Source organism: Cetobacterium somerae (assembly GCF_022430525.1).
In the GTDB taxonomy this organism is placed as follows: domain Bacteria; phylum Fusobacteriota; class Fusobacteriia; order Fusobacteriales; family Fusobacteriaceae; genus Cetobacterium_A.
On sequence record NZ_CP092519.1, the window covers coordinates 1,540,714 to 1,566,586 of the forward strand.

Annotated in this window: 24 protein-coding genes; 3 read left to right on the top strand and 21 right to left on the bottom strand. The window is 29.1% G+C overall.

What is annotated here, in order from left to right; translation table 11 throughout:
* Positions 1-55 precede the first annotated feature (55 nt).
* A complete protein-coding gene (locus MKD34_RS07085; RefSeq protein ID WP_240218864.1) occupies positions 56-2,185 on the bottom strand; it encodes a heavy metal translocating P-type ATPase in 2,130 nt (709 codons plus the stop codon).
* Between the two features lie 143 nt (positions 2,186-2,328).
* Between MKD34_RS07085 and MKD34_RS07090 the strand changes: the two genes are divergently transcribed.
* Both MKD34_RS07090 and MKD34_RS07095 read left to right on the top strand, forming a co-directional pair.
* On the top strand, positions 2,329-3,531 hold the full coding sequence (locus tag MKD34_RS07090; protein ID WP_240218865.1) for a class I SAM-dependent methyltransferase: 1,203 nt from the start codon (positions 2,329-2,331) through the stop codon (positions 3,529-3,531).
* A gap of 20 nt (positions 3,532-3,551) precedes the next feature.
* On the top strand, positions 3,552-3,875 hold the full coding sequence (locus MKD34_RS07095) for a hypothetical protein (RefSeq protein ID WP_240218866.1): 324 nt from the start codon (positions 3,552-3,554) through the stop codon (positions 3,873-3,875).
* A gap of 35 nt (positions 3,876-3,910) precedes the next feature.
* Here MKD34_RS07095 and MKD34_RS07100 read toward each other — a convergent pair whose 3' ends face one another.
* The 15 genes from MKD34_RS07100 to MKD34_RS07170 all read right to left on the bottom strand — a co-directional run bounded on the left by MKD34_RS07100 (position 3,911) and on the right by MKD34_RS07170 (position 21,049).
* Positions 3,911-5,080, bottom strand: a complete 1,170-nt coding sequence (locus MKD34_RS07100; RefSeq protein ID WP_240218867.1) for a putative manganese transporter — start codon at positions 5,078-5,080, stop codon at positions 3,911-3,913.
* Between the two features lie 105 nt (positions 5,081-5,185).
* Complete coding sequence (gene argS / locus MKD34_RS07105) at positions 5,186-6,898, bottom strand: arginine--tRNA ligase (RefSeq protein WP_240218868.1); 1,713 nt, start codon at positions 6,896-6,898, stop codon at positions 5,186-5,188.
* Between the two features lie 323 nt (positions 6,899-7,221).
* Positions 7,222-9,006, bottom strand: a complete 1,785-nt coding sequence (gene aspS / locus MKD34_RS07110) for an aspartate--tRNA ligase (protein WP_023051571.1) — start codon at positions 9,004-9,006, stop codon at positions 7,222-7,224.
* A 16-nt stretch (positions 9,007-9,022) separates the two neighbouring features.
* Positions 9,023-10,264 (bottom strand): histidine--tRNA ligase, encoded by a 1,242-nt coding sequence (hisS, locus tag MKD34_RS07115; RefSeq protein WP_023051570.1) that lies wholly within the window; start codon positions 10,262-10,264, stop codon positions 9,023-9,025.
* A gap of 13 nt (positions 10,265-10,277) precedes the next feature.
* The gene (locus MKD34_RS07120; protein WP_240218869.1) at positions 10,278-11,507 is read right to left on the bottom strand and encodes a replication-associated recombination protein A; all 1,230 of its coding nucleotides are present in this window, start codon (positions 11,505-11,507) and stop codon (positions 10,278-10,280) included.
* A gap of 69 nt (positions 11,508-11,576) precedes the next feature.
* On the bottom strand, positions 11,577-11,801 hold the full coding sequence (secG, locus tag MKD34_RS07125) for a preprotein translocase subunit SecG (RefSeq protein ID WP_023051568.1): 225 nt from the start codon (positions 11,799-11,801) through the stop codon (positions 11,577-11,579).
* 77 nt (positions 11,802-11,878) lie between these two features.
* Positions 11,879-13,183 carry a PhoH family protein gene (locus MKD34_RS07130; RefSeq protein WP_185891098.1) on the bottom strand — a complete coding sequence of 435 codons (1,305 nt, stop codon included), beginning with the start codon at positions 13,181-13,183 and terminating at the stop codon, positions 11,879-11,881.
* Positions 13,184-13,187: 4 nt separating this feature from the next.
* The gene (gene ruvA / locus MKD34_RS07135; RefSeq protein WP_023051566.1) at positions 13,188-13,787 is read right to left on the bottom strand and encodes a Holliday junction branch migration protein RuvA; all 600 of its coding nucleotides are present in this window, start codon (positions 13,785-13,787) and stop codon (positions 13,188-13,190) included.
* A 4-nt stretch (positions 13,788-13,791) separates the two neighbouring features.
* On the bottom strand, positions 13,792-16,632 hold the full coding sequence (gene uvrA / locus MKD34_RS07140) for an excinuclease ABC subunit UvrA (RefSeq protein ID WP_240218870.1): 2,841 nt from the start codon (positions 16,630-16,632) through the stop codon (positions 13,792-13,794).
* Positions 16,633-16,685: 53 nt separating this feature from the next.
* Complete coding sequence (gene radC, locus MKD34_RS07145) at positions 16,686-17,378, bottom strand: RadC family protein (protein WP_407933853.1); 693 nt, start codon at positions 17,376-17,378, stop codon at positions 16,686-16,688.
* Positions 17,379-17,398: 20 nt separating this feature from the next.
* Positions 17,399-18,448, bottom strand: a complete 1,050-nt coding sequence (gene cobT / locus MKD34_RS07150) for a nicotinate-nucleotide--dimethylbenzimidazole phosphoribosyltransferase (RefSeq protein WP_240218871.1) — start codon at positions 18,446-18,448, stop codon at positions 17,399-17,401.
* Between the two features lie 2 nt (positions 18,449-18,450).
* Positions 18,451-19,038 carry a histidine phosphatase family protein gene (locus tag MKD34_RS07155; RefSeq protein ID WP_240218872.1) on the bottom strand — a complete coding sequence of 196 codons (588 nt, stop codon included), beginning with the start codon at positions 19,036-19,038 and terminating at the stop codon, positions 18,451-18,453.
* 9 nt (positions 19,039-19,047) lie between these two features.
* On the bottom strand, positions 19,048-19,812 hold the full coding sequence (gene cobS, locus MKD34_RS07160; protein ID WP_240218873.1) for an adenosylcobinamide-GDP ribazoletransferase: 765 nt from the start codon (positions 19,810-19,812) through the stop codon (positions 19,048-19,050).
* Between the two features lie 15 nt (positions 19,813-19,827).
* Complete coding sequence (cobU, locus tag MKD34_RS07165; RefSeq protein WP_023051560.1) at positions 19,828-20,388, bottom strand: bifunctional adenosylcobinamide kinase/adenosylcobinamide-phosphate guanylyltransferase; 561 nt, start codon at positions 20,386-20,388, stop codon at positions 19,828-19,830.
* Positions 20,389-20,500: 112 nt separating this feature from the next.
* Positions 20,501-21,049, bottom strand: a complete 549-nt coding sequence (locus MKD34_RS07170; RefSeq protein WP_023051559.1) for a ferritin-like domain-containing protein — start codon at positions 21,047-21,049, stop codon at positions 20,501-20,503.
* A 256-nt stretch (positions 21,050-21,305) separates the two neighbouring features.
* On the opposite strand from MKD34_RS07170, the gene MKD34_RS07175 reads away from it, so the two are divergent.
* Positions 21,306-22,805: a YifB family Mg chelatase-like AAA ATPase gene (locus tag MKD34_RS07175; protein WP_240218874.1), complete on the top strand. Its 1,500-nt coding sequence runs from the start codon at positions 21,306-21,308 to the stop codon at positions 22,803-22,805.
* A gap of 56 nt (positions 22,806-22,861) precedes the next feature.
* Here the strand turns inward: MKD34_RS07175 and nusB are convergent, their stop codons facing one another.
* The 5 genes from nusB to accC form a co-directional block, all read right to left on the bottom strand.
* Complete coding sequence (nusB, locus tag MKD34_RS07180) at positions 22,862-23,269, bottom strand: transcription antitermination factor NusB (protein WP_023051557.1); 408 nt, start codon at positions 23,267-23,269, stop codon at positions 22,862-22,864.
* 13 nt (positions 23,270-23,282) lie between these two features.
* Complete coding sequence (locus MKD34_RS07185) at positions 23,283-23,495, bottom strand: DUF2273 domain-containing protein (RefSeq protein ID WP_240218875.1); 213 nt, start codon at positions 23,493-23,495, stop codon at positions 23,283-23,285.
* 11 nt (positions 23,496-23,506) lie between these two features.
* Positions 23,507-24,016 (bottom strand): alkaline shock response membrane anchor protein AmaP, encoded by a 510-nt coding sequence (gene amaP, locus MKD34_RS07190; RefSeq protein ID WP_040405962.1) that lies wholly within the window; start codon positions 24,014-24,016, stop codon positions 23,507-23,509.
* Between the two features lie 60 nt (positions 24,017-24,076).
* Positions 24,077-24,454, bottom strand: a complete 378-nt coding sequence (locus MKD34_RS07195; RefSeq protein ID WP_040405960.1) for an Asp23/Gls24 family envelope stress response protein — start codon at positions 24,452-24,454, stop codon at positions 24,077-24,079.
* 66 nt (positions 24,455-24,520) lie between these two features.
* The gene (gene accC, locus MKD34_RS07200; protein ID WP_023051553.1) at positions 24,521-25,867 is read right to left on the bottom strand and encodes an acetyl-CoA carboxylase biotin carboxylase subunit; all 1,347 of its coding nucleotides are present in this window, start codon (positions 25,865-25,867) and stop codon (positions 24,521-24,523) included.
* Positions 25,868-25,873 lie beyond the last annotated feature (6 nt).

Consider the following 25,873-nt stretch of genomic DNA (forward strand, 5'->3'; position numbering starts at 1 on the left):
TTATATATTATAACACAAAAAATAAAAGAGAGTATACGAACTCTCTTTATATTCTTTAATTTTTTTTACTTAAAATTTTAGATGCATTTAAAACAGCTAATACTGATACTCCTACATCTGCAAAAATAGCTAACCATAGATTTGCAATTCCTAAAACTCCTAAAATCATAACTACTATTTTTACTCCTAAAGCAAACCCTACATTTTCTAATACAACTTGATTATTTCTTTGTCCTAAATGTAAAGCCTCTATTATTTTATAAGGATCATCATTCATTAAAACTATATCTGAACTTTCTATTGCAATATCGCTTCCCAATTTCCCCATAGAAATTCCGATATCAGCCATAGCTAATACTGGAGCATCGTTTATTCCATCTCCCACGAATATAGTTCCTTTTTTACTTTTACTTTTTATCTCTTCTAACTTACTAACTTTATCTTGCGGAAGAAGATTTGTACATACTTTATCTTCATCTATTCCTAAAATATCTCCAATATGTTTACCTGTTTTTTTATTATCTCCAGTCAACATATACACATCAATACCCTGTGATTTTAACTCATCTATTGTCTTTCTTGAGTTTTCTTTTATCTCATCTTCTACAAAAATTCTTCCAATAAATTCAGAATCTACAGCAACATAAACTACTGTTCCAAAAGCTTCTGGTAATTCAACATTGATATTATGACTTTCCAAGAATTTTCTACTTCCTACTAAAATCTCTTTTCCAGAATAAAGAGCATTTACTCCATATCCAGCTTTTTCGTTGTGTCCTTGTATATCCCATTCTGAAATTTCAACATCTCCGTAATTTAATATAGCTTTTCCTATAGGATGATTTGAATAGAATTCGCCTGCTTTAGCATATTCTATTAGATGTTTTTCTGATCCCTTCATAACTTCAATCTTTGTTACTTTGAAACTTCCCTTTGTTAAAGTACCTGTTTTATCAAATACAACTGTATCTATATTTTTTAATCTTTCTAAATAATTTCCACCTTTTATCAATATTCCATCTTTTGATCCTTTTCCAATAGAACTAAAGAATGTTAAAGGTACTGATAAAACCAATGCACAAGGACAAGAGATTACTAAAAATATAAGTGCTCTACTAAACCATAATTTAAAATTACCATCGTAAAACACTGGAACTCCAACTCCTATTAAAATAGCCATAAGAACAACTAATGGTGTATAATATCTTGCAAATTTTGTTATAAATTTTTCAGCATGTGCTTTTTTACTTCCAGCACTTTGAACCATATCTATTATTCTACTTACAGTAGATTGAGAATATACTTTTGTTGTTTTTACTTCAATAGTACCATTTATATTTATAGATCCACTTAATATTTCACTTCCTACTTCACCTATAACTGGAACCGATTCTCCTGTTAAAGCTGATTTATCTAATGTTGTTGTTCCTAATACAATAACTCCATCCAAAGGAACTCTTTCTCCAGGTTTTATAATTAATATATCTCCAACTTTTACTTTTGAAGGATTCATCATTTCTATAGTACCATTTTTATCTTTTACATTTGCAAACTCTGGTTTTATACTCATTAATTTTTCTATAGATTTTTTTGAATTATTAACTGCCATATCTTGAAAGAATTCACCTATTTTATAGAAAATCATAACACCTGCAGCTTCTCCAAAATCACCTAAAGCTAAAGCTCCAACTGTAGCTATACTCATTAAAAAATTCTCATCTAAAAATTTTCCTCTTTTCAAGTTTTTTAAAGCATTTAGCAATATATCATATCCTGATAGTCCATATGCTATAATCAAAATTATATCTTTTTGTAAACTCTTTGGTAATGTTAGTCCAACAACAAAAAGAGTAATTCCAATCGTTAGAATAATTAAATCTAATTTTGAAATTAATTCATTGCTGTGAGAATGATTATGTTCATGAGTGTCATCACTTTCATTTAAATTAATATCATCACTTTTTACTTTTTTAAAATATGTTCCTGGCTCTACTTTATCTGCAATTTTATTTAATTTTTCAATAAGTTCTTCTTCATTTACCTCTTCTTTCAATGTAAATTTCAATTTTTTTGTATAAAAATCAACATTAACACCTTCTAATTCATTCAATTTATCCAATTCATATTGAATTTTTGAAGCACAACCTCCACAGTGGAGATTCTCAATCTCATACTCTTTTTTCATTCTTTCATCTCCTTATACGATATACCTATACCCTCTATATCTATGAATCTAAAATACCATAATTTACTATTTTTGTCAAAAATTTTTTGAATATTTTTCTCTTAAAGAGTATAATATAGATTATTGAAAATAAGGAGTTTAATATGAAATACCTAAAAAATGATATTTTAAATATTTTTAAAGATAGTATCAATAACAATGACTTTATAAAAGGAGTTTTTTCAAATCCTACAAAAGAAAGTTCTTATAAAAAAATAAATTTAAAACCTGTTCAAATAAAAGGAGATTTTTTTATACAATTTGAAAGTTTTATAAATAATAAAGCTTTTCATAAAAATGAAATCTTAGTAGATACTTTTAAAATTTTAGATGAAATTATTGATACATTTAAACAAATTTTAATAGTTACATCTAATCAAGAGATTCAAGTTTTACAAAATAAAAAAGGTTTTTCTATAAAAAGAAAAAATACTGAAAGCAAAACATTAGAACTTTCACACAATAAACAAAAAAATTATATTTTACAAGATAACACACCTATTCCATTTTTAATTAGACTTGGAGTTATGTCTGAAGCTGGAAAAGTTAGTAAAGAAAAATTTAATAAATTTAGACAAATAAATAGATATTTAGAATTTATTGAAGATACACTAAAAGAGTTACAAGAAAAAAAACTTATTGGTAATTCAATGAAAATAATTGACTTTGGATGTGGTAAATCATACTTAACTTTTGCTTTATATCATTATTTAAAAAATATTAAAAATTTAAATATTGATGTTATCGGCTTAGATTTAAAAGAAGATGTTATTAACCATTGCAATACCATTGCTAAAGATTTAAACTTTAATAAGTTACAATTTTTGAAAGGAGATATTAAAGATTTTGATATTTTTAAAGATGTTGACTTAATATTCTCATTACATGCTTGTAATAATGCTACTGACTACTCTATTCTTAAAGGATTAGAATTAGGTGCTAAAGCTATTTTAGCTGTACCTTGCTGTCAGTCAGAAATAAATCAAAAAATAGACAAATCCCCAACAACAGAATTAAAAGGAGTTCTATCTCCTTTTGGAAATCACGGTATTTTACAAGAACGATTTAGTTCTTTAGCTACAGATGCTCTAAGAGCTCTTTCTTTAGAACTTTGTGGTTATAATACAAAAGTTATGGAATTCATAGATATGGAGCATACTCCTAAAAATATTTTAATCAAGGCTATTTTAGGTTCTCCTTCAGAAGAGAAACTAGAAGAAAAAAGAAAAGAATATGATAGATACTTACAATTTTTAGGTGTTAATCCACTTTTAGATAGTTTACTTAAAAATTATTTTAAAAAATAATATATCAGGAGATGATTTTTATGAACAAATTACTGCAAGACAAAATTTTTAGAGAACTTCTAAAGTTTCATTCTCAGGGAGATATCTTTGAAGAAAAGGAGATTATAACTCTTGGATGTATGGCTAATGGAAGCACAAAAGAACTACAAAAAAAAATCTTAACAACAATTGACTTACAGAATCTTTTTCAAGACTATTCTTTAAATGAAATAAATGAAAATGCCTCTATCTTAGCAGATAAAGATCTTATAAAAATTAATCGAGTAACTACTACTGCAAATAAAAATTATTTAGAACTTTTAGAACCTTTAGTTTCATTAGAAGATTTTTTAGATGAAATTTAAACTGATAAAGCAGATGGTCTATAACCATCTGCTTTTTAAGTTTCTAATAAATATAAAAAACCTCCAATTAATAAAGCTGGAATTACATTATATAAAGTAACTAGTAAAGCTGATTTTTTACTTAAAGCTAACAATGGAAATAAAGCATCCCCATCATTACAAATCGCATTGGCAACTAGAGCCGAGAAAGGAATACCTCCTGATATATATATAGCGGCTAATAATATTTGAGGTCCACAACCTGGTATTAATCCGATAATGACTGCCCCGATTACTACTAAAAAACCCTTATTTTCTAAAAATAGTTTTAATCCTTCAACTCCACCTATATATCTTAATAATATCTCATACCCTAAAAATGCCACAAAAACCCAACTTACTAAAAATGCCACTTCTTCTGCTGTATGTATTAAAGTTTCTTTTATTGATCCCAATTTACTTTCTGTTTTATCGAAGTTACTACCCTGTATTCCTTTTCTACTTAATAAGGTATATAAAATACATAAAACTGTTCCTATACTACCACTTATATTCATATATTCAATTATAAAATGATTTTCATGTGTATGAGCATCTAATAAATGCTCCAAAGCAAAAGGAAAAGAGATTATTACCAAAAGCCAAAATATTTTATACCATATATTATGAGTAATTAAATATACATATTTAAAATCTGTTCTTCTATGTAAAACTTTATCAACTATATCTCCTTGTTTATGAGCTATATGTTTGTGATATTTATGTCCACTTTCTTCATTTACATATTCCTTCCCTTTTTCCATTTGGTTATTTTTATTTATAACTATGTTTTCACCAATCTTAAAATAATCTATAAATAAACCACAAATTACTCCAGTTATCCCACTTATTATTAATACTTTAAAGTATGCAGTTATATCTCCTACAATTAAAATAAAGGCAGCATCTCCCATTGTTGTTATAAAAGCTGCAACTAAGCTTCCAAAAGTCACTTTTCCTAAAATATACATTGGAACTACAACTATTGCCCCTCCACAACCTGGAACTAACCCTAATAACGCTGAAAAATAAACTTGATTTTTCCTATCTTTTTCTAATAACTTTATTATTAGTCCATTAAATTTATAATCTATTAAACCAATTAATAATAAAGATATTGATACAAAAACACCAACTTTATAAAAAACCTCTACAGTAACATTATAAAAAAGATAAATCCACTCCATTCTTTCACCTCGTATTACAAATTCTTATTATCTAATCTTGTTATACTTAGTTTTTCTCTTATTCTTTTTTATAAAAAAACCAGTGCTCTCACACTGGTTTTAGTTTTACATTCTCTCTAATGTATTTATTCCTAAAAGATTCAACCCTTCTTTCAATACTGCTGCTGTTCTTTCAGCTAATAACAATCTTGAATATAAAATTTCATCCTCTTGGTTTAATATTGGACATGCATTATAGAAGCTATTGAATTTTTTTGATAATTCAAATAAATAATCAGCTATTAAATTTGGTCTGCAACTATCAGCTGCTTTCAATATAACTCCTGGGAATTGTGTTAAATGATGAGCTAAAGTTCTTTCTGTTTTATCTACAAACTTTATTGTAATCTCCTCTTTAACCTCTTTATTCTGCTCTTTTGCTCTTCTTAATATAGATTTAATTCTTGCATAAGAGTATTGTAAATATGGTGCTGTATTTCCTTCAAAACTTAGAATTTTATCCCATTCAAAAATAACTGCTGTTTGTCTATTTTGTGATAAATCAGCATATTTTATAGCTCCAGTTCCTACAACTTCTGCTATGTTATCTTTTTCTTCTTCTGATAATTCTGGATTCTTCTCATTTACAATTTCATAAGCTCTTCTCTTACCTTCATCTAAAAGTTCCTCTAATCTAATTACATTTCCTTTTCTAGTAGAGAATACACCATCAGCAAATCTCATTATTCCAAACCAAACATGTTGCTTTTCAACATTCCATCCTAACATATCTGTAATTCTAAAGAACTGTCTAAAGTGATCCTGCTGTCTTTCATCAGTTACATATATTAATTTATTTACATTATAATTAGCTAATCTAAATTTAACAGTTGCTATATCTGAAGTTGCATATAAAAATGCTCCATCTTTCTTTTGAACAATACAAGGATGTAGTTTCTCTTCTTCTGGGAAAAATACAACTTTTGCTCCTTGATCTTCAACTGCTATTTTCTTATTTTCTAACTCTTCAACTACTCCTGGCATTAAATCATGATAAAAAGATTCACCATAATATGTATCAAAGTTTATTCCCATTCTATTATATAACTTTGCATACTCATCTAAAGAAACTTTTATAAACTCTTGCCATAATCTATAATTTTCCTTATCACCATCTTGAAGTTTTTTTAACTCTTCTCTTGCTTGATCTTCAAGTTCTGGATTTTCCTCACTTTGTCTTGTAAATTCAACATAAACTCTTTCTAACTCCTCAATGGCATTTTCTTTATAAGCCTCTTGATTAAGCCAGTTTCTGTATCCTATTATCAGTTTTCCAAATTGAGTTCCCCAATCTCCAATGTGGTTGTCTGCCACAACATTATAACCTAAATACTTATACATTCTTTTAATTGAATCTCCGATTATAGTTGATCTTAAGTGACCAATATGCATTCTTTTTGCTATATTCGGCGAAGAGTAATCTATTATTACATCTCCCTCTATATTAAGTCCTTTAAATTCATAATCCTCTTTTGAAATCTTTTTAACTAAATCTCCTAAATATGAATCTTTTAAAAATATATTTAAAAATCCTGGTCCTGCAATCTCTATTTTATCAATTACACTATTTTCAACTATGTTATTTACAACATTCTCAGCAATAGCTCTTGGATTACCACCAATTATTTTAGAATTCATCATAGCAAAATTTGATTGAAAATCTCCAAATTTTTCATTTGTTGCTACAGTTATCTCTATTGGTTTTAAATCTTTATCTGGATAAAGATTATTTACTGTTTCTAATAAAATTATTTCTATTTGTTTTTCAATAGTTAACATTTATTCTCCTTTCATCGTGAAATAAAAAAAAGGACTCGAAAGTCCTAAAAAGAATAACTCCAGTCTACCGCCTTCCTTACGGTTTTGGTCGCCATTTCTTATAAGTGGTAACCAGATATTATCTATACACAGGGTCCGTGAAACAAGGGTTTCCGTGACTTTTCTGAACTATAAATAACAGCGCCAATCCCAATAGCGACCTTAGGCCCAAAACCTCCAGATAATAGCGAGTAGACCAGAAATATTTATTCTTAAGACAATTATATCACTTCTATATTATTTTTTCAATTAAAAAATCCTTATGAATAGTATATTTTTTATAACTAAACTATTTCTGAATTATATGTTGAATCTAAATAAAGCTCTTCTAATTGCTTATCATCAACTTTACTTGGTGCTTCTGTCATTAAACATTGACCTTTATTTGTTTTAGGGAATGGGATTACATCTCTTATTGATTGCTCTTTTAACATTACCATTAACCATCTATCAATACCAAAAGCTAATCCTCCATGTGGTGGTGCTCCATATTTAAATGCATCCACAAAGAATCCAAACTTCTCTTGTGCTTCTTCTTTAGATAAACCTAACTTTTCAAATACTTTACTTTGAATTTCAGGATTAAATATTCTTATTGATCCTCCACCAATTTCAGATCCATTTAATACTAAGTCGTATGAGTTAGTTCTAACTTCATCCATTTCTCCATCTAAGAATAACTGCATATCTTCAGCTTTTATTGATGTGAATGGGTGATGTTGAGCCTTATATCTTTGCTCTTCCTCATCATATTCGAACATAGGGAAATCTACTACCCATAAGAATTTAAATTCATCATTATTAATCAATCCTAATTCTTTTCCTAACTTTAATCTTACAGCCCCTAAAGCTCCATACACAACTTTTGCTCTATCTGCTACAATCATTATTACATCTCCAACTTTTGCTTCAGTTCTAGCTATGATTGCATTCATCTCTTCTTCAGTAAAGAACTTAGCTATTGGAGAATTAACTCCCTCTTCTGTTAACTTTATCCAAGCCATTCCTTTTGCACCAAAATATGTTTTTGCATAATCTTCATATTCAGTTAAAATTTTTCTTGAGAATTGCTCTGCAACTCCTGGAGCTACAACTGCTTTAACGATTCCACCAGCTTCTACTGCACTTTTAAAACCTTTGAATCCACAAGTTGCCATTATATCTGTTAAATCTTTTAATTCAACACCAAATCTTGTATCAGGTTTATCTGAACCAAATCTTTCCATAGCTTCTGCATAAGGCATTCTTGGGAATTCATAATCAGCTGATTCTCCTGTTACATTTTTAAATACTCTTTTAGCTAATCCCTCTATCTCATTCATAATATCTTTTTGCTCTATGAAAGACATTTCGATATCTAACTGAGTAAACTCAGGTTGTCTATCAGCTCTTAAATCTTCATCTCTAAAACATTTAGCAATTTGGAAATATTTTTCTACTCCAGAAATCATTAATAATTGCTTAAATAATTGAGGTGATTGTGGTAAAGCATAGAAATCTCCTGGATTAATTCTACTTGGAACTAAGAAATCTCTTGCTCCCTCTGGTGTTGACTTTGTTAAAATTGGAGTATCTACGTCTAAGAATCCTTTTTCATCCATATAGTTTCTTATTGACATAATCATTTTATGTCTCATTTTTAGATTTCTAGTCATTTGAGATCTTCTTAAATCTAAATATCTATATTTTAATCTTATATTTTCGCTTAAATTTTCATCTCCAGATATTTGGAATGGTAAAACATCACAGTTATTTAAAACTTCTAAATCTGTTACAAATACCTCAATATCACCAGTAGGAATATTAGCATTTTTGCTTTGTCTTTCTTTTACAACACCTACAACTTTTATAACTGATTCATTTTTTAATTTTTGTGCTCTTTCTACAACTGAAACTTCTGCTACATCTGTATGGAAAACTATTTGTGTTTTTCCCTCTCTATCTCTTAAATCGATAAATGTTAATCCACCTAAGTCTCTTTTTGTATCAACCCATCCAGATAAAGTAACTGTTTCACCAATATTTGAAGCTCTTAATTCCCCTAAGTTATGAGTTCTATAATACGTCATCGCTTTTCTCCTTCTATTATTTTAATATATTTTTTATATTTTCTATACTTACTTCTTCTTGAGTTCTATTGATGAAATCTTTTAGCATAACAACACCTTTATTCATCTCATCCTCACCTATTATAATAACATTTTTTGCTCCAACTCTATCAGCTTTTTTCATATGAGCTTTCATTCCTTTTGAAGCATAATCTATTACAACAGATTTTCCAAAAAGTCTTAAATCATTAGCCAACTTAAATGCTGAATCCATAGTAGCTTCTCCTAGCCAAGCTATATATACATCTAACTCTCTTTTTGGGAAATCCTCACCTAAAAGCATCATGATTCTTTCAACTCCTGCTGCAAATCCAAATGCAGGTATCTCTTTATCTCCAAGTTGCTTTAGAAGATTATCATATCTTCCTCCACCTAAAACAGTTCCTTGTGATCCTAATTTATTTGTTACAATCTCATAAACCGTGCTTGAATAATAATCTAATCCTCTAACTAATCTTGGATCCTCTTTATACTTTACATTAAATAATGTTAAATATTTTTTTACTGTTTCATAGTGTGCTTTTTCTTCTACTGATAAAGAGTCTGTTATAATTGGTGCATCAGCTGTTAACTCTTTACATTTATCTACTTTACAATCTAAAACTCTAAGTGGATTTTTCTCCATTCTCATTTTACAATCATCACAAAGCTCTTCTCTCATTGGTTCTAAAAAGTTTAAAAGAGTTTCTCTATATCTCTGTCTACTTTCTTTTTCTCCCACAGAATTTATAGTTACTTCTAAATCAGTAACTCCTATTTTACTTAAAAAAGAATATCCCATTGCAATTACTTCTGCATCTAAAATCGGTGAGCTTTCACCTAAAACTTCTACACCTATTTGATTGAACTCTCTTTGTCTTCCTGCTTGAGGTCTTTCATATCTAAACATAGACCCTGCATAAAAATATCTTGAAACTTCCTCTTTCGCGTATATCTTATTTTCTAAATAGCATCTTACAACAGCTGCTGTTCCTTCTGGTCTTAAAGTGATACTTCTTTCTCCTCTATCTTGAAAAGTATACATCTCTTTTTCAACGATATCTGTTCCCTCTCCTACTCCTCTTTTAAAAAGGTCTGTTTCTTCAAATATAGGAGTTTTTATCATTGAGTATCCATAATTCCCAAAAAACTCTTGAGCTGTCCTCGTTATATAGTCATACTTTATTCCTTCATCTCCAAATATATCTTTAGTTCCTCTAACCGCTTTAATTAGCTTCATTTTATCACCTCAATTATTTTAATTTCCATAATTTTTCTAATTTTTCTTCAATTAGTTTTTCGTTTCTATTATTTCCTGGAATATAATATTTTTTTCTATTTGCTCTATATTTTTGCTCTACAAAATTATTCTCATAATTATGAGGATATTTATATCCTACTGCTCCAGTCCCTATATGTATTGGAACAGGTTCTAGATCTCCATTCTCTATATCTTTTAAAGCTTTATCTATTGCCATATAGCTTGAATTGCTTTTTGTTGATATTGCTAAATAAATAACTGCCTGAGATAAAATTATCCTTATTTCTGGCATTCCTATTTTTTCACTTGCATTCATAGCACTATTTGCTATTAACATAGCTTCTGGATTAGCCATACCAATGTCTTCACTTGCATGGATAAATATTCTTCTTGCTATATATCGTGGATCCTCTCCACCATGAAGAAGTCTTGCTAACCAATATACTGCTGAGTCTGGATCGCTTCCTCTTATACTTTTTATCATAGCTGAAATTATATTATATTTATCCTCTTCCTTATGATAAGAGGCTTTTCTTTCTCTGAAAATATCTATTATCTCTTCTTTAGAGTATCCCATACAACTATTTTTATATAATTCTAAGTAATTTAAAGCTACTCTACTATCTCCTTGAGAGATATCTAAAATAACATCTCTAATTTCTTCAGGAAGTTGTAAATTTAATAAATTTTCACCTTTTATTAAAATTTCTCTTATATTATCTCTTGTTAAAGGTTTAAATTCAAAAATTAAACACCTTGATAATAGTGCATTATTTAGACTATGATAAGGATTTTCAGTAGTAGCTCCAACTAAAATTAATATTCCTGACTCTGTATAAGACAATAACGCATCTTGTTGAGTTTTATTAAATCTATGAATTTCATCTAAAAATAAAATTGTTCTTTTCCCATATAACTCTAAATTTCTTTTAGCTTTTTCTACAATCTCTCTTAAATCATTTAAACTTGCTACTGTCGCATTTAAAGTCTCAAAATTATAGTTTAACTCTTTAGATATTATTTCACCTAATGAACTTTTTCCAGAGCCTGATGGTCCATATAAAATCATATTAGATAAAGATTTACCCTCTATTATTTTTCTAAGAACACCATTTTTTCCTAGAAGTTTTTCTTGCCCTTTAAAATCTACAAATTTCTGAGGCCTTAAACGAGTTGATAGAGGTTTTGCATCTTCAAAATTTCCACCAAATATACTTTGCATTCAATCACAACCTATTTTTTAAAATAAAAAAGCGTATTGTGTACCCCAACACGCCTTTAACTCTTTTAACTATTTTACTAGATACAGAAGAAGTGCTGAAAGTATGAATAAAAATGCTACTACTTCAGTTGCTCTGGCTAGTGGTCCTCCATCTTTTGAAACTCCAAATACTGTATTTGAACCTCCCATTCCCATGCTACCTGACATACCATGGCTTCTATCTGGTTGAACAAGAACTAATATTATTAAAGCTACAGCAAAAATAAATAAAAACAATGTTAAAAGTGTCTCCATAACTTTACTCCTCCCAAATTTCGTCTTTTATCTTATACATTATTATAATATATATATTGATAAAATAAAAGAAAAAATTATAGAAGTTTTGCTGCTAACTCAGCTAATGCTGAACGTTCACCTTTTTTCAAAGTAACATGTCCTACTATACTTTCATTTTTTAATTTTTCTGATAAATATGTAAGCCCATTTGTATCTGAATCTAAATACGGGCTATCTATTTGATCTGGATCTCCTGTTAATACTATCTTTGTATTTTCTCCTGCTCTTGTTATTATAGTTTTTACTTCGAGAGGAGTTAAGTTTTGTGCTTCGTCTATTATTATATACCCATTAGGAATACTTCTACCTCTTATATAGGTAAGAGCTTCTATTTTTAAAAGTCCCATAGTTTGAAGCCCTAAAATTACTTTCTCTCCAGTTTTTTCACCTTTTTCTCCAGCTAAATAATCTATATTATCATATATAGGCTGCATCCAAGGTCTTAATTTTTCCTCTTCACTTCCTGGCAGATATCCTAAATCTTTTCCCATTGGAATTATTGGACGAGCTATAAGTAATCTTTTATATTTACCCCTTTCAACAACTTGTTCTAATCCTGCTGCTATAGCCAATAGAGTTTTTCCAGTTCCAGCTCTTCCTACTAATGTTACAACTTTTATATTTTCATCCATTAAAAGTTCCATTGCGTATTCTTGCTCATCGTTTCTTGCTCTTGCACCCCAAGCCGATATTTGTCCTTCTAAATTTCTTCTAATTTTCCCACCTATATATCTTCCAAAAGTTTTTTCTTCTCCACATTTAAATTTAATAAACATATTTTCTGTAAAATGATACTCTTTTCCTAACTCCCAAACATTTATTTTTCCAGCTTTATCAAATTTGTTATAAATATCTCTTGAAACTTCAATCTCTTCATAACCATCATACAACGTCGTATAATCCGTTCTATCTGTTTCATAATCTTGAACTTCTAATCCTAAAGAATCTGCCTTAATTCTCATATTTATATCTTTAGTTATTAAAATTACTTTCATATCTGGATTTTTATTTTTAATTCCGAGAGTTGTTGCAATTATCATATTATCCATTGAGTCTTTTTTTAATACTGGTGGTAATAAATTTAAATCACTTTCTATCTCTACTCTGAAAAAAATCTTTTTCTCTAGCTCTACACCTTTTGCAATACACCCTTTTTTTCTTATGGTATCAAGCTCTCTAGCTGCTAAACGAGCCTGTATTGCTGTCGTACTATTTCTCTTTAAATTATCTATCTCCTCTATTACATATATAGGAACAACAACTTCATTATCTTCAAAACTATAAATACTACGATGGTCATGTATTAAAACATTAGTGTCTAGAACATAGATTTTTCTCATAAAATCATCCCCTTAATTGAATTTTTTTTAAAACTCCCTTAATTGCCTCTTCTAAAGTAGAATAACTATTTAACTCATCTTTACTTATCATAGAATCTATTTCCTTTTTACTGTATCCTAAAGAATCTAATGCCATATATAGCTCTTCTTCAATCGCATTATTTAACATATCTCCTGATGGATCTTCCATAGACATTAAATTTAATGTTTTAATCTTATTATTTAAATCTATAATTATTTGCTTTGATTTTTTTTCTCCTAATTTTGGAACTCTTTTTAACGTTTTAAAATCTTCTGTTAAAACAATCTCTCTAATATTGTCTATTGAAAATGTTGACATTATAGAAAGGGCTAATGATAATCCTATCCCACTGATTCCTATTAACATCTCAAAAAGAACTCTTTCTCTCTCCTGTAAAAATCCTACTAGTTTAAATGCATCTTCTTTTATTACATTATATATATATAGCTCTTTTTTCTCTCCCACCTGTACTTGATCATAAGTTTTTAAAGTTATGTAAACTCTATACCCTACCCCATTTACATCCACTGCTAAATATTCTGGTTTTTTTATTTTTATTACTCCATTTAAATATTCAAACATTATTCTATCTCTCTCCTTTTAATGCTTTTTTTAAGTATTTACTTGTATAACCTTTTTTAGAAGAAGCTATTTTTTCTGGAGTTCCTGTTAAAATAACTTTTCCTCCACCATCTCCACCTTCAGGTCCTATATCGATTATGTAATCAGCATTTTTTATTACATCTAAATTATGCTCTATAATTATAACTGTATTTCCTTTTTCCACTAATCTATTAATTACTTCTAAAAGTTTTCTTATATCTTCAAAATGTAATCCTGTTGTTGGCTCATCTAAAATATATACAGTTTTTCCTTTTGATACTTTAGATAATTCACTTGCTAATTTTATTCTTTGAGCTTCTCCTCCAGATAGTGTTGTAGCAGGTTGACCTAATTTTATATAATCTAACCCTACATCTACTAATACCTTTAGTTTTCTTTCTAATGTTGGTATTGTTTTGAAGAAATCATAAGCTTCTCCCACACTCATGTCCAATACATCTGAAATATTTTTTCCTTTGTAGTAAACTTCTAGTGTTTCCCTATTATATCTTTTTCCTCTACATACCTCACATTCAACATAAACATCAGGTAAAAAATTCATTTCTATTTTGATTATTCCAGCACCCTGACATGCTTCACATCGTCCACCTTTTACATTAAAAGAAAAACGACCTTTTGAGTACCCCTTAGCTTTTGCATCTTTTGTTTGAGAAAAAATATCTCTAATATCATCAAATACTTTTGTATATGTAGCTGGATTTGATCTTGGAGTTCTTCCAATAGGACTTTGATCTATATCTATAACCTTATCTAAACTTTCTAATCCTTCAATAGAAGAATATTCTAATGGATAAAGCTTACCTTTATTTAATTTATTAAATAAAATTGGATAAAGAGTTTGATTTATTAATGTTGATTTTCCACTTCCACTTACTCCTGTTACAACAGTTAAAACACCTAAAGGTATATCTACATCTACATTCTTTAAGTTATTCCCCTTTGCTCCTTTTAAAGTTATATACCCTTTGGACTCTCTTCTATCTTCTGGTACAGTTATACCTATTTCACCTTTTAAGTATCTCCCTGTCATTGAAGTCTCATTACCCATAACTTCTTGTGGTGTTCCTGCAGCTACAATTTCCCCACCAAATACTCCTGCTCCCGGTCCCATATCTAAAATATAATCAGCTTGATGCATTGTATCTTCATCGTGTTCAACAACAATAAGTGTGTTTCCTAACTCTTTCAATCTATTTAAAGTAGCTAAAAGTTTATCATTATCTCTTTGATGTAATCCAATACTTGGTTCATCTAAAACATACAATACACCTGTTAACCCTGATCCAATTTGAGTTGCCAATCTAATTCTTTGTGACTCTCCTCCAGATAATGTTTTTGTCTCTCTAGCTAAACTCAAATAATCTAATCCTACATTTATCATAAACGATATTCTTTCTTTTATCTCTTTTAAGATTTCTGCTGCTATTTGTTTCTCTTTTTCTGTTAACTCTATATTTTCAAAAAAATTTAAAGCATCTTTTATACTTAGTTCTGTTATCTCAATTATATTTTTATTATAAACAGTTACAGCTAAAACTTCCGGCTTTAATCTTTTTCCATGACACACCTTACATATTCTTTCTATCATAAATCTATTTTCTATCTCTTCTCTAGAGCTCTCTGAAAACGATTCATTATATCTTCTTTCTAAATTCTTTACAATTCCTTCAAAATCCTTTTCTCCATGAAAACTAAACTCTTTTGATGTATAGTCCACTCTAAATTTCTCTCCATCAGTTCCATAAAAAATTATATCCATCTCTTTTTTAGTTAAATCTTTTACTGGTTTATCTAAATCAATTTTATATTTTTTTGCCATAGATTCAAATATTGTCCATGTATAACCCTTTTTAGCTGATGCTGCTCCTGGAACATATAGTCCACCTTTTAATATTGATAAATTTTCATCCTCTATTAGTCTACTTTCATCAATTTCTAATTTTTTCCCTATTCCTTTGCATTCAGGACAAGCTCCAAAAGGAGCATTAAAAGAGAATAGTCTGGGATTTAAATCTGGAATACTTACATTTTCATGATCTGGACATGAAAAATTTTCACTATATAGTTGTTCTCCATCTCCCCAGTTTATTATTATTTTTCCTTCTGATAGTTCTATCCCTTGCTCTATACTTTGAGTTAATCTTGATTTAAACTCCTCATCTTCCTTATCTACAACAATTCTATCTACAACAACTTCAATATTATGCTTTTTGTTTTTATCTAAGTTTATCTCCTCTTCAATATAAAGAATTTCACCATTAACTCTTGCTCTTACAAATCCCTTTTTTACAAGATTTAAAAATAGATTTTTGTGTGTTCCTTTTTTATCTTTAACAACAGGACTTAAAATCATTAGTCTGTCACCATTATTAAATTTTTCATATACATTTTCTACAATTTCATCAACACTTTGTCTCTCTACTAATTTTCCACATATTGGACAATGTGCCTTACCTATATGTGCAAATAATAATCTCATATAATCATATATCTCTGTTACTGTCCCTACTGTTGATCTTGGATTTTTATTTGTTGTTTTTTGCTCAATTGAAATAGCTGGTGCTAACCCTTCTATGCTATCTACCTCTGGCTTTTTCATTTGTCCAATGAATTGTCTTGCATAAGCCGATAAACTTTCTACATATCTTCTTTGCCCTTCTGAATAAATAGTATCAAACGCTAAAGATGACTTTCCACTTCCACTTACTCCTGTTACAACAACAAATTTATACTTTGGAATTTCTATATCAAAATTTTTAAGATTATGTTCTCTAGCACCTTTTATAATTATTTTGTCTAACATTTTTTCCTCCTTACTAAAAGACCCTCTTAATCAATATAAGAGGGCTAAACTTTTTAATAATATTCAATTAGTCCATTTTCATAAAAACTAAAATAAGATTCATCACTAACAATAATATGATCTAATAACTTTATATCTACCTTTTCTAGTAACTCTTGCATTTCTAATGTTAATTCAATATCTTTCTTCGAGGGTGTTAAATTTCCACTTGGATGATTGTGAGCAAATATTATTCCTTTAGCTCTATTATCAATTGCTCTCTCCATTATTTTTCTAGGATAAACTACACTTCTATCAATTGTTCCCTTAAACAAAATCTCATCACAAACAATTTTATTATCACTACTTAGGTAAATTACTTTAAATTCTTCACTTTTCAAAGTACCAACATCATCTTTCAAATAATTTACTAAATCATTTTTCCCCTTTAAAGTTGTTAAATCTGCATTTTTTACATTCTTAAAATAATGATTAGACATAGTTTCACCAATTACTTTTAAATATAAAGCCGTTTCTAAACCAATACCTTCGACTTCCTTCAAATCATTTAACTCAGCATTTATTACTTTATCTATGCTTTTAAACTTTGACAATAAATTCTTTGCAATACCTTTACAATCTTTTAATTTTATTGAATAAGTTAACAGTAGCTCTAAAATTTCATAATCCTCTAAACCCTTATATCCAACTTTTAAATACTTCTCTCGTAATCTCTTTCGGTGTCCTTGCATTTGGTTTTTTTCCAAAATAATCACCCCTTATTACTTTATTGAAATATTTCATAAACCTCATCTTTTGTTTTCATTATTTTAGGAATTTCTACTGCTGCTTTCAAAATAGGATACGCCAAAACTGCTCCAGTTCCTTCTCCTAAACGCATCTCCATATGTAAAAATGTTTTTAAATCTAGTGCTGTCATAACGACTTTCATTCCTGGTTCTTCACTCATATGAGTTCCTATTAGGTAATCTTTTACCTTCGGTTCTATTCTAGTTGCAACTAATGCTGCTACTGCTGATATAAAACCATCTATTAGCATAGGCTTTCTCTCTAATGCTGCACCTAAGTAAAGTCCAACCATACATGCTATATCAAGTCCACCAACGCATCTTAAAACTTCTATCGGCTCCTTATTAAATAAATCATATTTCACACAGGCATCTTTTATCACATCTTTTTTTCGTCTTAATCCCTCATCTGAAAGTCCTGCACCACAACCTACAACTTTTTCTATATCCTCTTTTGTTAAAGCGTATAATATCGCTGAACTTGTTGTTGTATTAGCTATTCCCATCTCTCCATTAGAGAAAAAATCATACTCTTTTTTTTCTTTTATTATTTCTACTCCAACTAAGATTGCTTTTATTACCTCATCTAAACTCATAGCAGGTTCTTTACTAAAATTTTTAGTTCCATAAGCTATTTTTTTTACGTATAAGTTTTCATAGTTTCTTGGAATATCTCCTTTTATTCCAATATCTATCAAATTTAGAGGTATTCCTAAACTTTTACATAAAATTCCAATAGCTGCAAAAGAGCTTAGCATTGCTTCTGAAACTATTCTTGTATATTCTATTGGACAAGATGATACTCCTTCTTCTATAACTCCATTATCAGACGATGCTATAAAATGGCATCCAGCTTTTAGTTCATTTAAGGGTTGGCCTGTTATTCCCGCTACTTTCATTGCTAAATCTTCTAAAACACCTAAACTTTTCTCAGGTTTCATTTTAGAATCTAATATTTTTTTACACTCTTTTATAGCTTCTGTATTAATACCAATTATATCATTTTGAATCTTTTTTATTCTGTCCAATTTTAGCCCCCTATATTTAATCCCTTTAATATGGGATATCCTTCAGAAAATTCAATTATAACTATACCACCATTTTCTACACTAAACTTCCAATAAGATTCTAATCCATTAGAAAAGTAATGACTTAAAATAGTATTAATTACTCCCCAGTGAGTAACTAATACTGTTGTTCCATCTAAATCAACTTTCTTTTCTATAAAATTAATAGCTCTTTTTTGAAGCTCTAAAACACTTTCACCAGTTATATAATTATAATTTTCCCAATTACTTTGACTCTTTTTTAACTCCTCTGGATATTTGTCCAAAAGTTCTTTATAAGTATGTCCTTCAAATATTCCAAAATTTAGTTCACGTAATTCTTGATCAATTAAGATTTCTAATTTTTTATAATTTACAATTTGCGCTGTGTCTATTGCTCTTCTTAAATCGCTTGCATATATCTTTTCATAATTTATATTTTTTAAAATTTCCCTAGTTTTTTCTGCCTGCTCTTTTCCTTTTTCTGTTAATTCTGGATCTAAAATTCCATAGTAAACCCCTTCAATATTTAATTTTGATTCACCATGCCTAACTAAAACAATTTTCCCCATCAATCTCACCTATAAAGTTACATACATTAAAACTAATGAAAGTACTGAAGATAACTCTAACAATGCTCCTAAAGTATCTCCAGTTATACCACCTATTTTTTTTGTCATTAACTTCCCAAATAAAAACCCACAAACAATTAGTATATTTAAAACAATAAATAAACTTATAAAAGGTAACATAAAATACTGAGCTATTCCATATAATATAGCTGTAACAGTGACATAAGATATTAATAATCCCATCTTATCAGTGTTATCAACAAAAGTTTTACCCATTCCAGTGGCTCTTGCATAAGGCTCAAAAGCACAGTTAACTACACTATTTATTCTAGCTAATATAGGTACAATAAGCATTATTACACCTTGATTTATTCCAAACAATTCCGATGTTTCTACTAAGAAAGCAACTTTAAATATAAAATAAAGTATTAAAACTAAAACACCATTTGTTCCAACTCTAGAGTCTTTCATAATCTCTAACATTTTTTGTTTACTTCTATAGCTAAATATTCCATCAAAAGTATCCGCTAGACCATCTAAATGCAATCCACCAGTTACTATAACATCAAGGGTAACTAAGATTATTGCCATTAAAATAGGCGATGGAATAAATGTTTCTAAAACCATTGCCACAGCTAAGTTTATAATACCTATCACTAATCCTACTATTGGAAACCATTTCATTCCTTTTCCTAAAGCTTTCGAATCAAAAGTTTTTCCTCCTGGAAATGGTAATCTTGTCATAAATTTAAAAAGTAAAGCTAAACCTTTCATTTTCTCCTCCAAACTCTATTTTAATTTTAACTCTAATCCAGAAACTATTAAATACGCTTCATGGCATTCTTTTGCAACCAATTGATTTATTCTACCGCCTATATCTCTAAAATATCTTCCTAAAGCATACGGAGGAACTAATCCCATTCCAACTTCATTAGAAACTACAACCATATCTAATGAACTATTTTTTATAAAATCTATTAATTTTTGAACTTCATTTTCAATCTCTTCTTCAATCTCTTTAACAATATCTTGAGTTATTTTATCCCAGTTAATATCTCTATCCATAATCATAATATTTGTGACTAAATTTGTTAAACAATCTAGTAATACAACTCCATTTAACTCTTTATATTCTTCTAAAATTTTATAAAGATTTTTATATGCCTCTATTGTTATCCAATTTTCTCCTCTTTGAATTTTGTGTAGTCTTACTCTTTCCTTCATCTCTTCATCAAAGGATATCGCTGTAGCCACATAAATCTTCTCCTTATTCAATTGAAAAACTTTTTTTTCAGCAAATGAACTTTTCCCACTTCTTGCTCCACCAGTTACATAAATTATTTTCCCCAAGCATCTCACCTTTTATCCTTTTATAATACTTTAATAGTATCACAATCTAATCAAAACTTCAACATAACGAAAAAGAGTGCTTAAATATATTAAGCACTCTAACTTTTTACTATTATTTTTGGAAATGTCTCTCTAATAATCCTAAGAAAGCTCTTCCATGTCTAGCTTCATCTTTAGCCATTTCATGAACTGTATCATGAATTGCATCGAATCCTAATTGTTTAGCTCTCTTAGCAATATCGAATTTTCCTGAAGTTGCTCCGTACTCAGCTTCTACTCTTCTCTTTAAGTTCTCTTCTGTAGAATCAGTTACAACTTCTCCTAATAACTCTGCAAATCTTGCAGCGTGACCAGCTTCTTCAAAAGCTATTCTTGTATAAGCTTCTGCTACTTCTGGATATCCTTCTCTATCTGCTACTCTAGCCATTGCTAAGTACATTCCAACTTCCATACACTCTCCGTTGAAGTTTGCTCTTAATCCTTCGATGATCTCTTCATCTCCGCAAGCTAATCCTTCTCCTACTTTGTGCTCAGTTGCCCAAACTCTTCCTGCAGTTTCATCATAAGCAACACATTTATCTAATCCTACCTTACATAAAGGGCAAGCTCCTAAAGCCTCTTCAAATACTTCTCCACATACTGTACATTTTACTTTTGCCATTTTAAATCCTCCTCGATTATTTTCTGTCTATATTTTATTTTTTTTTATATTTTTTAAAATTATAATAATTACTTTTTTGTAATTATTACAATTCTGTTCACAAGAATAATATACACCTTTTTTGTGGATATGTCAAACTTTTTTTATTTATTTTAAAAAAAAAAGAAAATTATAAAATATCAGTAGTCATATAAAATACTCACTCTAATATTTATCAAAATTTAATTTATTTTAATCTATAAATAAGGAGGTTTTTATGTTAGTTCGAGTGTTAAGCTCAAGTTATTTAGGAATTGAACCATTTTTAGTTGAAGTCGAAGTTGATGTAACTAATGGTCTTCCTATTTTCAATATAGTTGGCTTAGGAGATACTACTATATCCGAGAGTAGAGATCGTATAAGATCAGGAATAAAAAATATGGGGTATTTACTTGAACCAAGAAGGATTGTCGTAAACTTAACTCCAGCTAACATAAAAAAAAGAGGTTCTCATTTTGATTTGCCTATTGCAATTGGAATAATGGTTGGAATGAAATTTTTATCAGACTACAAAGGTATCTTAAAGGATTATCTATTAATGGGAGAGCTTTCTCTAACAGGAGAAGTCAGAAGATCCGATGGTATTATAAGCGGTGTTTTATTAGCTAAAAGTAAAGGATTTAAAGGTGTTATTATTCCTGAAGAAAATTTAGAGGAAGCATCTATTATTAAAGATATAGATATAATTGCTGTAAAAAATTTAAGAGATGTTGTTAAATTTATTGAAGAAAGTATTATTCGTAGCAAAAGAATTATTAATTTAGCCAAATCTTTTGAATCTACTTTAGATATGTGGGACGTTAAAGGGCAAATAAGAGCTAAAAGAGCACTTGAAATTGCTGCTGCTGGAGGGCATAATATAATAATGATTGGAGCTCCTGGAAGTGGTAAATCTATGTTAGCTAAAAGATTAACCGGCATATTACCACCTATGTCAGAGAGTGAAATTATTGAAACTACTAAAATTTATAGTATTGCCGGTGAACTCAGCGAAAGAGTTCCTATTATCATTAACCGACCATTTAGAGATCCTCATCATACATCTACAACATCCTCTATAATTGGAGGTGGTAGAACACCTAAACCAGGTGAAATAAGTTTAGCTAATAATGGTGTATTATTTTTAGATGAATTTACAGAGTTTGATAGAGTCGTTATTGAAAGTTTAAGAGAACCTTTAGAAGAAAAAAGGATATCTATAACACGAAGCTTAGGAAAAATGGAATTTCCTGCCAAATTAATCTTTATTGCTGCGTGTAATCCATGTTTTTGTGGAAATGGATTTGATGAAGAGTTGTGTACATGTACACCTTATGACATTAGAAGGTATACAAAAAAACTTTCAGGTCCTATCATTGATAGAATTGATTTATATGTTGAAATTTACAGGCTCAATGATAAAGAGATTTTAGATGAAGATCGAGGTGATACTTCTCAAATTATCAGAGATCGAGTTATGAAAGCTAGAGAACTCCAAAATATGCGCTTTGATAATAATAAACTTAATCGTGACATGGATAATAACGAAGTTGAAAAATATTGTTCTTTAAATAATGAATGTGAACAAATAATTAGAACAGCTATTAGAAATTTAAATTTATCCATGAGAACGTATCATAAAATTTTAAAAGTTGCTAGAACAATTGCAGATTTAGGAGACTCTTCTAATATTGAAAAGCATCACTTGCTAGAAGCCATTAATTTTAGAAAAAATTAATTAATAATAAAAAAGGAGAAGCAATTTTTTAGAACTGCTTCTCCTTTTTAAAGTTATTATCTATTTTTTTCAACTACTACTTTTGCTAAAACACCGTTGATAAACTCATGTGATTTCTCATCACCATATTTTTTTGCTAATTCTACAACTTCGTTAACAACTATCTCAGCTGGAACATCCTCAAATAAAACCTCATATGTCGCTATTTTTAAAAGTGCTTTTTCAACATTTCCTATTCTTTCTAAGCTCCAACCAGTAATATTATTTTTTAATGTTTCTGTAATTTTCTCATCATTTAAAGCCATTCCATTAGAGTATTTTTCAATAAACTCTTTTTCATTTGTATTTAAATTAGTTTCATCTCTTAACATATAACTTGCTAAAGTTTCATCTATCTTTACTTCAGTTAACTCCGATTCAAAAACTATTTTAAATAACTCTTCTCTTGCTACTCTTCTACTCATTATTGTTTCCTTTCTAATCCTTTAATCTATTTAATATTTGTTTTTTTAACTTGTCTTGAAAATCTCTATCTCCTAATTTAAATCCAATAAATGCCAAAAATAATATAAAAATAGTTTTTAGCATCCCATACTCAACTAAAAGAACTCCTATCACTAACCCTAAGATGGCATATAGATATTTCTTAAAATTAAGAATAAAATTTTCAATAATCTTTTCCAACATCATATCTGCTCCTCCTATTCAATTGAGTCTCTTCTAGGTGATAATCTAGAAATTTTTACCTCTATATAATCAACTTTTAAATCTAACTTTTGTTCTAAATTAGTTTTTATCAAATTTTGTATATCTACTGTTTTTGATGATAGATTATTATTTGATATCATATCTAAATTTAATTTAACAAAATATTTGCTTCCTCTATTTCCACACTCTATTTTTAAACCTTTTATATCGCTATCTTTTGACAAAATCTCTCTTATTAAATTTTTTACTGTATCTGTTGAAATATGAACTGATCCATGTTCATTTTTTATAACATAATCTTTTTCTTTGGAAAAATTAGATAATAATTTTAATATTGATATACACATATATATTAAGCATATATTAAAAATAACAACTTTAAATATAAGTGAGCTTGTGTCTATTGTTGAAAAATATTGTGGCATTGTTATATACCCTATTCCTGTTACAGCTATAGTAAATATTCCTATCCATGCAAAGAAAAATATTAACTTTTTTATCAATAAACTCACCCCTGTAAAGAAAGATTAGAGGCGTAATAAAACGCCTCTCTCATATTTTAATTATACAATCTCTATATCCTCATGCTTTTCTTCATACTCATCTGTTAAAATTTTTACATCCTGTACAAATACATTCACTTCTACAACTTTTAATCCAGTCATTGTACTCACTGCTGTTAAAACATTTTTTTGAACATTTTGAGCAACCTCAGAGATCTGATATCCATACTCAACTATAATATATATCTCTACACTGCACTCTTTTTCTCCAACTTCTACTTTAACCCCATTTGTAAGTCTCTTTTTCCCTAGCATTTTACTAACTTCATCTGCTACTCCACCTGCTAATTTATAAACTCCAGAAACATCTTGTGCTGCCTTTGCTGATATCGTCTTTACAACATCATCTGCTATTTTTATATTTCCTAACTCGTTCATAAAAACACCTCCGTAGATATTATACATATATTATTACATTTATTTAAAGTTTTTCCTAGCTATTATTTAATTTTTTTCAAAATTTTCTTCAATAAACTTCGTTGTAACTTTTCCTGCTCTGTATACCTTATTATCTAGCACCTCTAAATGGAATGGAATTGTTGTATCAATTCCCTCTATAATAAATTCATTTAATGCTCTTTTCATCTTTTCTATAGCTTCTTCTCTAGTGATTCCATGGACAATAAGCTTTCCAATCATAGAATCATAATATGGAGAAATTTCATATCCTTGATATGAGTGTGAATCTACTCTAACTCCAGGTCCTCCAGGAACAATATAAGTTTCTAATTTTCCTGGTGATGGTAAAAATCCTGCTGTTGTATCTTCAGCATTTATTCTACATTCAATCGCATGCCCAAATAATACAACATCTTCTTGAGATATGTTTATTCTCTCTCCTTCTGCAACTTTGATTTGTAATTTAATAATATCTATTCCCGTTACCATCTCAGTTACTGTATGCTCAACTTGAACTCTTGTATTCATTTCCATAAAATAGAAGTTATCATCTTTATCAACTAAAAATTCTAAAGTACCTGCTGAATCATAATTAATTGATTTTGCTAATTTTACAGCAGCCTCACCCATTGCTTTTCTAACTTTTGATGGCAATTTATACGATGGTGCTTCCTCTATTAACTTTTGATGTCTTCTTTGAATAGAACAATCTCTTTCTCCCAAGTGAATAACATTTCCATGTTTATCTCCCATAATTTGAATTTCAACGTGTCTTGGGTTTTCAACAAACTTCTCTATATAAACATCTGGATTTCCAAATGCAGACTCTGCTTCTGTTTGAGCAGCGATGATTTTGCTTTCTAACTCTTCTGGAGTTCTAGCTAATCTCATACCTTTTCCTCCACCACCTGCAGTAGCTTTTATCATTACTGGATATCCTATTCTTTCTTCTACTTCTTTTCTAGCTTCCTCTATACTTCTTATAATTCCTGTTCCATTTGTTAATGGTACATCATTTTCTATTGCAGTTTTTCTAGCTGTAGCTTTATCACCCATGCTTTCAATAGCTTCTGGACTTGGTCCAATAAATGTTATGTTATGAGTTTGGCATATTCTTGCAAATCTGGCATTTTCAGATAAAAATCCATATCCAGGATGTATTGCATTTGCTCCTGTTATCTCTGCTGCCGCTAATATATTAGGTATTTTTAAATATGACTCTGTACTTAAAGGTCCCCCTATACAAACTGCTTCATCTGCTAATCTAACGTGCAAACTATCTTTATCTGCTTCTGAATAAACAGCAACTGTTTTTATTCCTAACTCTCTTGCTGCTCTTATTATTCTAACAGCGATTTCACCTCTATTAGCAATCAATATCTTTTTAAACATAAAATC

Bases quoted from the DNA above. Each gene is read 5' to 3' on its own strand.
- ruvA (WP_023051566.1), bottom strand. From the start codon at position 13,787: ATGTTTGAATATTTAAATGGAGTAATAAAAATAAAAAAACCAGAATAT.
- MKD34_RS07085 (WP_240218864.1), bottom strand. From the start codon at position 2,185: ATGAAAAAAGAGTATGAGATTGAGAATCTCCACTGTGGAGGTTGTGCT.
- MKD34_RS07185 (WP_240218875.1), bottom strand. From the start codon at position 23,495: ATGATGTTGGAAAAGATTATTGAAAATTTTATTCTTAATTTTAAGAAA.
- MKD34_RS07170 (WP_023051559.1), bottom strand. From the start codon at position 21,049: ATGGCAAAAGTAAAATGTACAGTATGTGGAGAAGTATTTGAAGAGGCT.
- aspS (WP_023051571.1), bottom strand. From the start codon at position 9,006: ATGACGTATTATAGAACTCATAACTTAGGGGAATTAAGAGCTTCAAAT.
- nusB (WP_023051557.1), bottom strand. From the start codon at position 23,269: ATGAGTAGAAGAGTAGCAAGAGAAGAGTTATTTAAAATAGTTTTTGAA.
- MKD34_RS07195 (WP_040405960.1), bottom strand. From the start codon at position 24,454: ATGAACGAGTTAGGAAATATAAAAATAGCAGATGATGTTGTAAAGACG.
- MKD34_RS07120 (WP_240218869.1), bottom strand. From the start codon at position 11,507: ATGCAAAGTATATTTGGTGGAAATTTTGAAGATGCAAAACCTCTATCA.
- accC (WP_023051553.1), bottom strand. From the start codon at position 25,867: ATGTTTAAAAAGATATTGATTGCTAATAGAGGTGAAATCGCTGTTAGA.
- argS (WP_240218868.1), bottom strand. From the start codon at position 6,898: ATGTTAACTATTGAAAAACAAATAGAAATAATTTTATTAGAAACAGTA.
- MKD34_RS07100 (WP_240218867.1), bottom strand. From the start codon at position 5,080: ATGGAGTGGATTTATCTTTTTTATAATGTTACTGTAGAGGTTTTTTAT.
- MKD34_RS07175 (WP_240218874.1), top strand. From the start codon at position 21,306: ATGTTAGTTCGAGTGTTAAGCTCAAGTTATTTAGGAATTGAACCATTT.
- secG (WP_023051568.1), bottom strand. From the start codon at position 11,801: ATGGAGACACTTTTAACATTGTTTTTATTTATTTTTGCTGTAGCTTTA.
- uvrA (WP_240218870.1), bottom strand. From the start codon at position 16,632: ATGTTAGACAAAATAATTATAAAAGGTGCTAGAGAACATAATCTTAAA.
- MKD34_RS07155 (WP_240218872.1), bottom strand. From the start codon at position 19,038: ATGGGGAAAATTGTTTTAGTTAGGCATGGTGAATCAAAATTAAATATT.
- hisS (WP_023051570.1), bottom strand. From the start codon at position 10,264: ATGAAGCTAATTAAAGCGGTTAGAGGAACTAAAGATATATTTGGAGAT.
- MKD34_RS07095 (WP_240218866.1), top strand. From the start codon at position 3,552: ATGAACAAATTACTGCAAGACAAAATTTTTAGAGAACTTCTAAAGTTT.
- MKD34_RS07090 (WP_240218865.1), top strand. From the start codon at position 2,329: ATGAAATACCTAAAAAATGATATTTTAAATATTTTTAAAGATAGTATC.
- cobS (WP_240218873.1), bottom strand. From the start codon at position 19,812: ATGAAAGGTTTAGCTTTACTTTTTAAATTTATGACAAGATTACCATTT.
- MKD34_RS07130 (WP_185891098.1), bottom strand. From the start codon at position 13,183: ATGAGAAAAATCTATGTTCTAGACACTAATGTTTTAATACATGACCAT.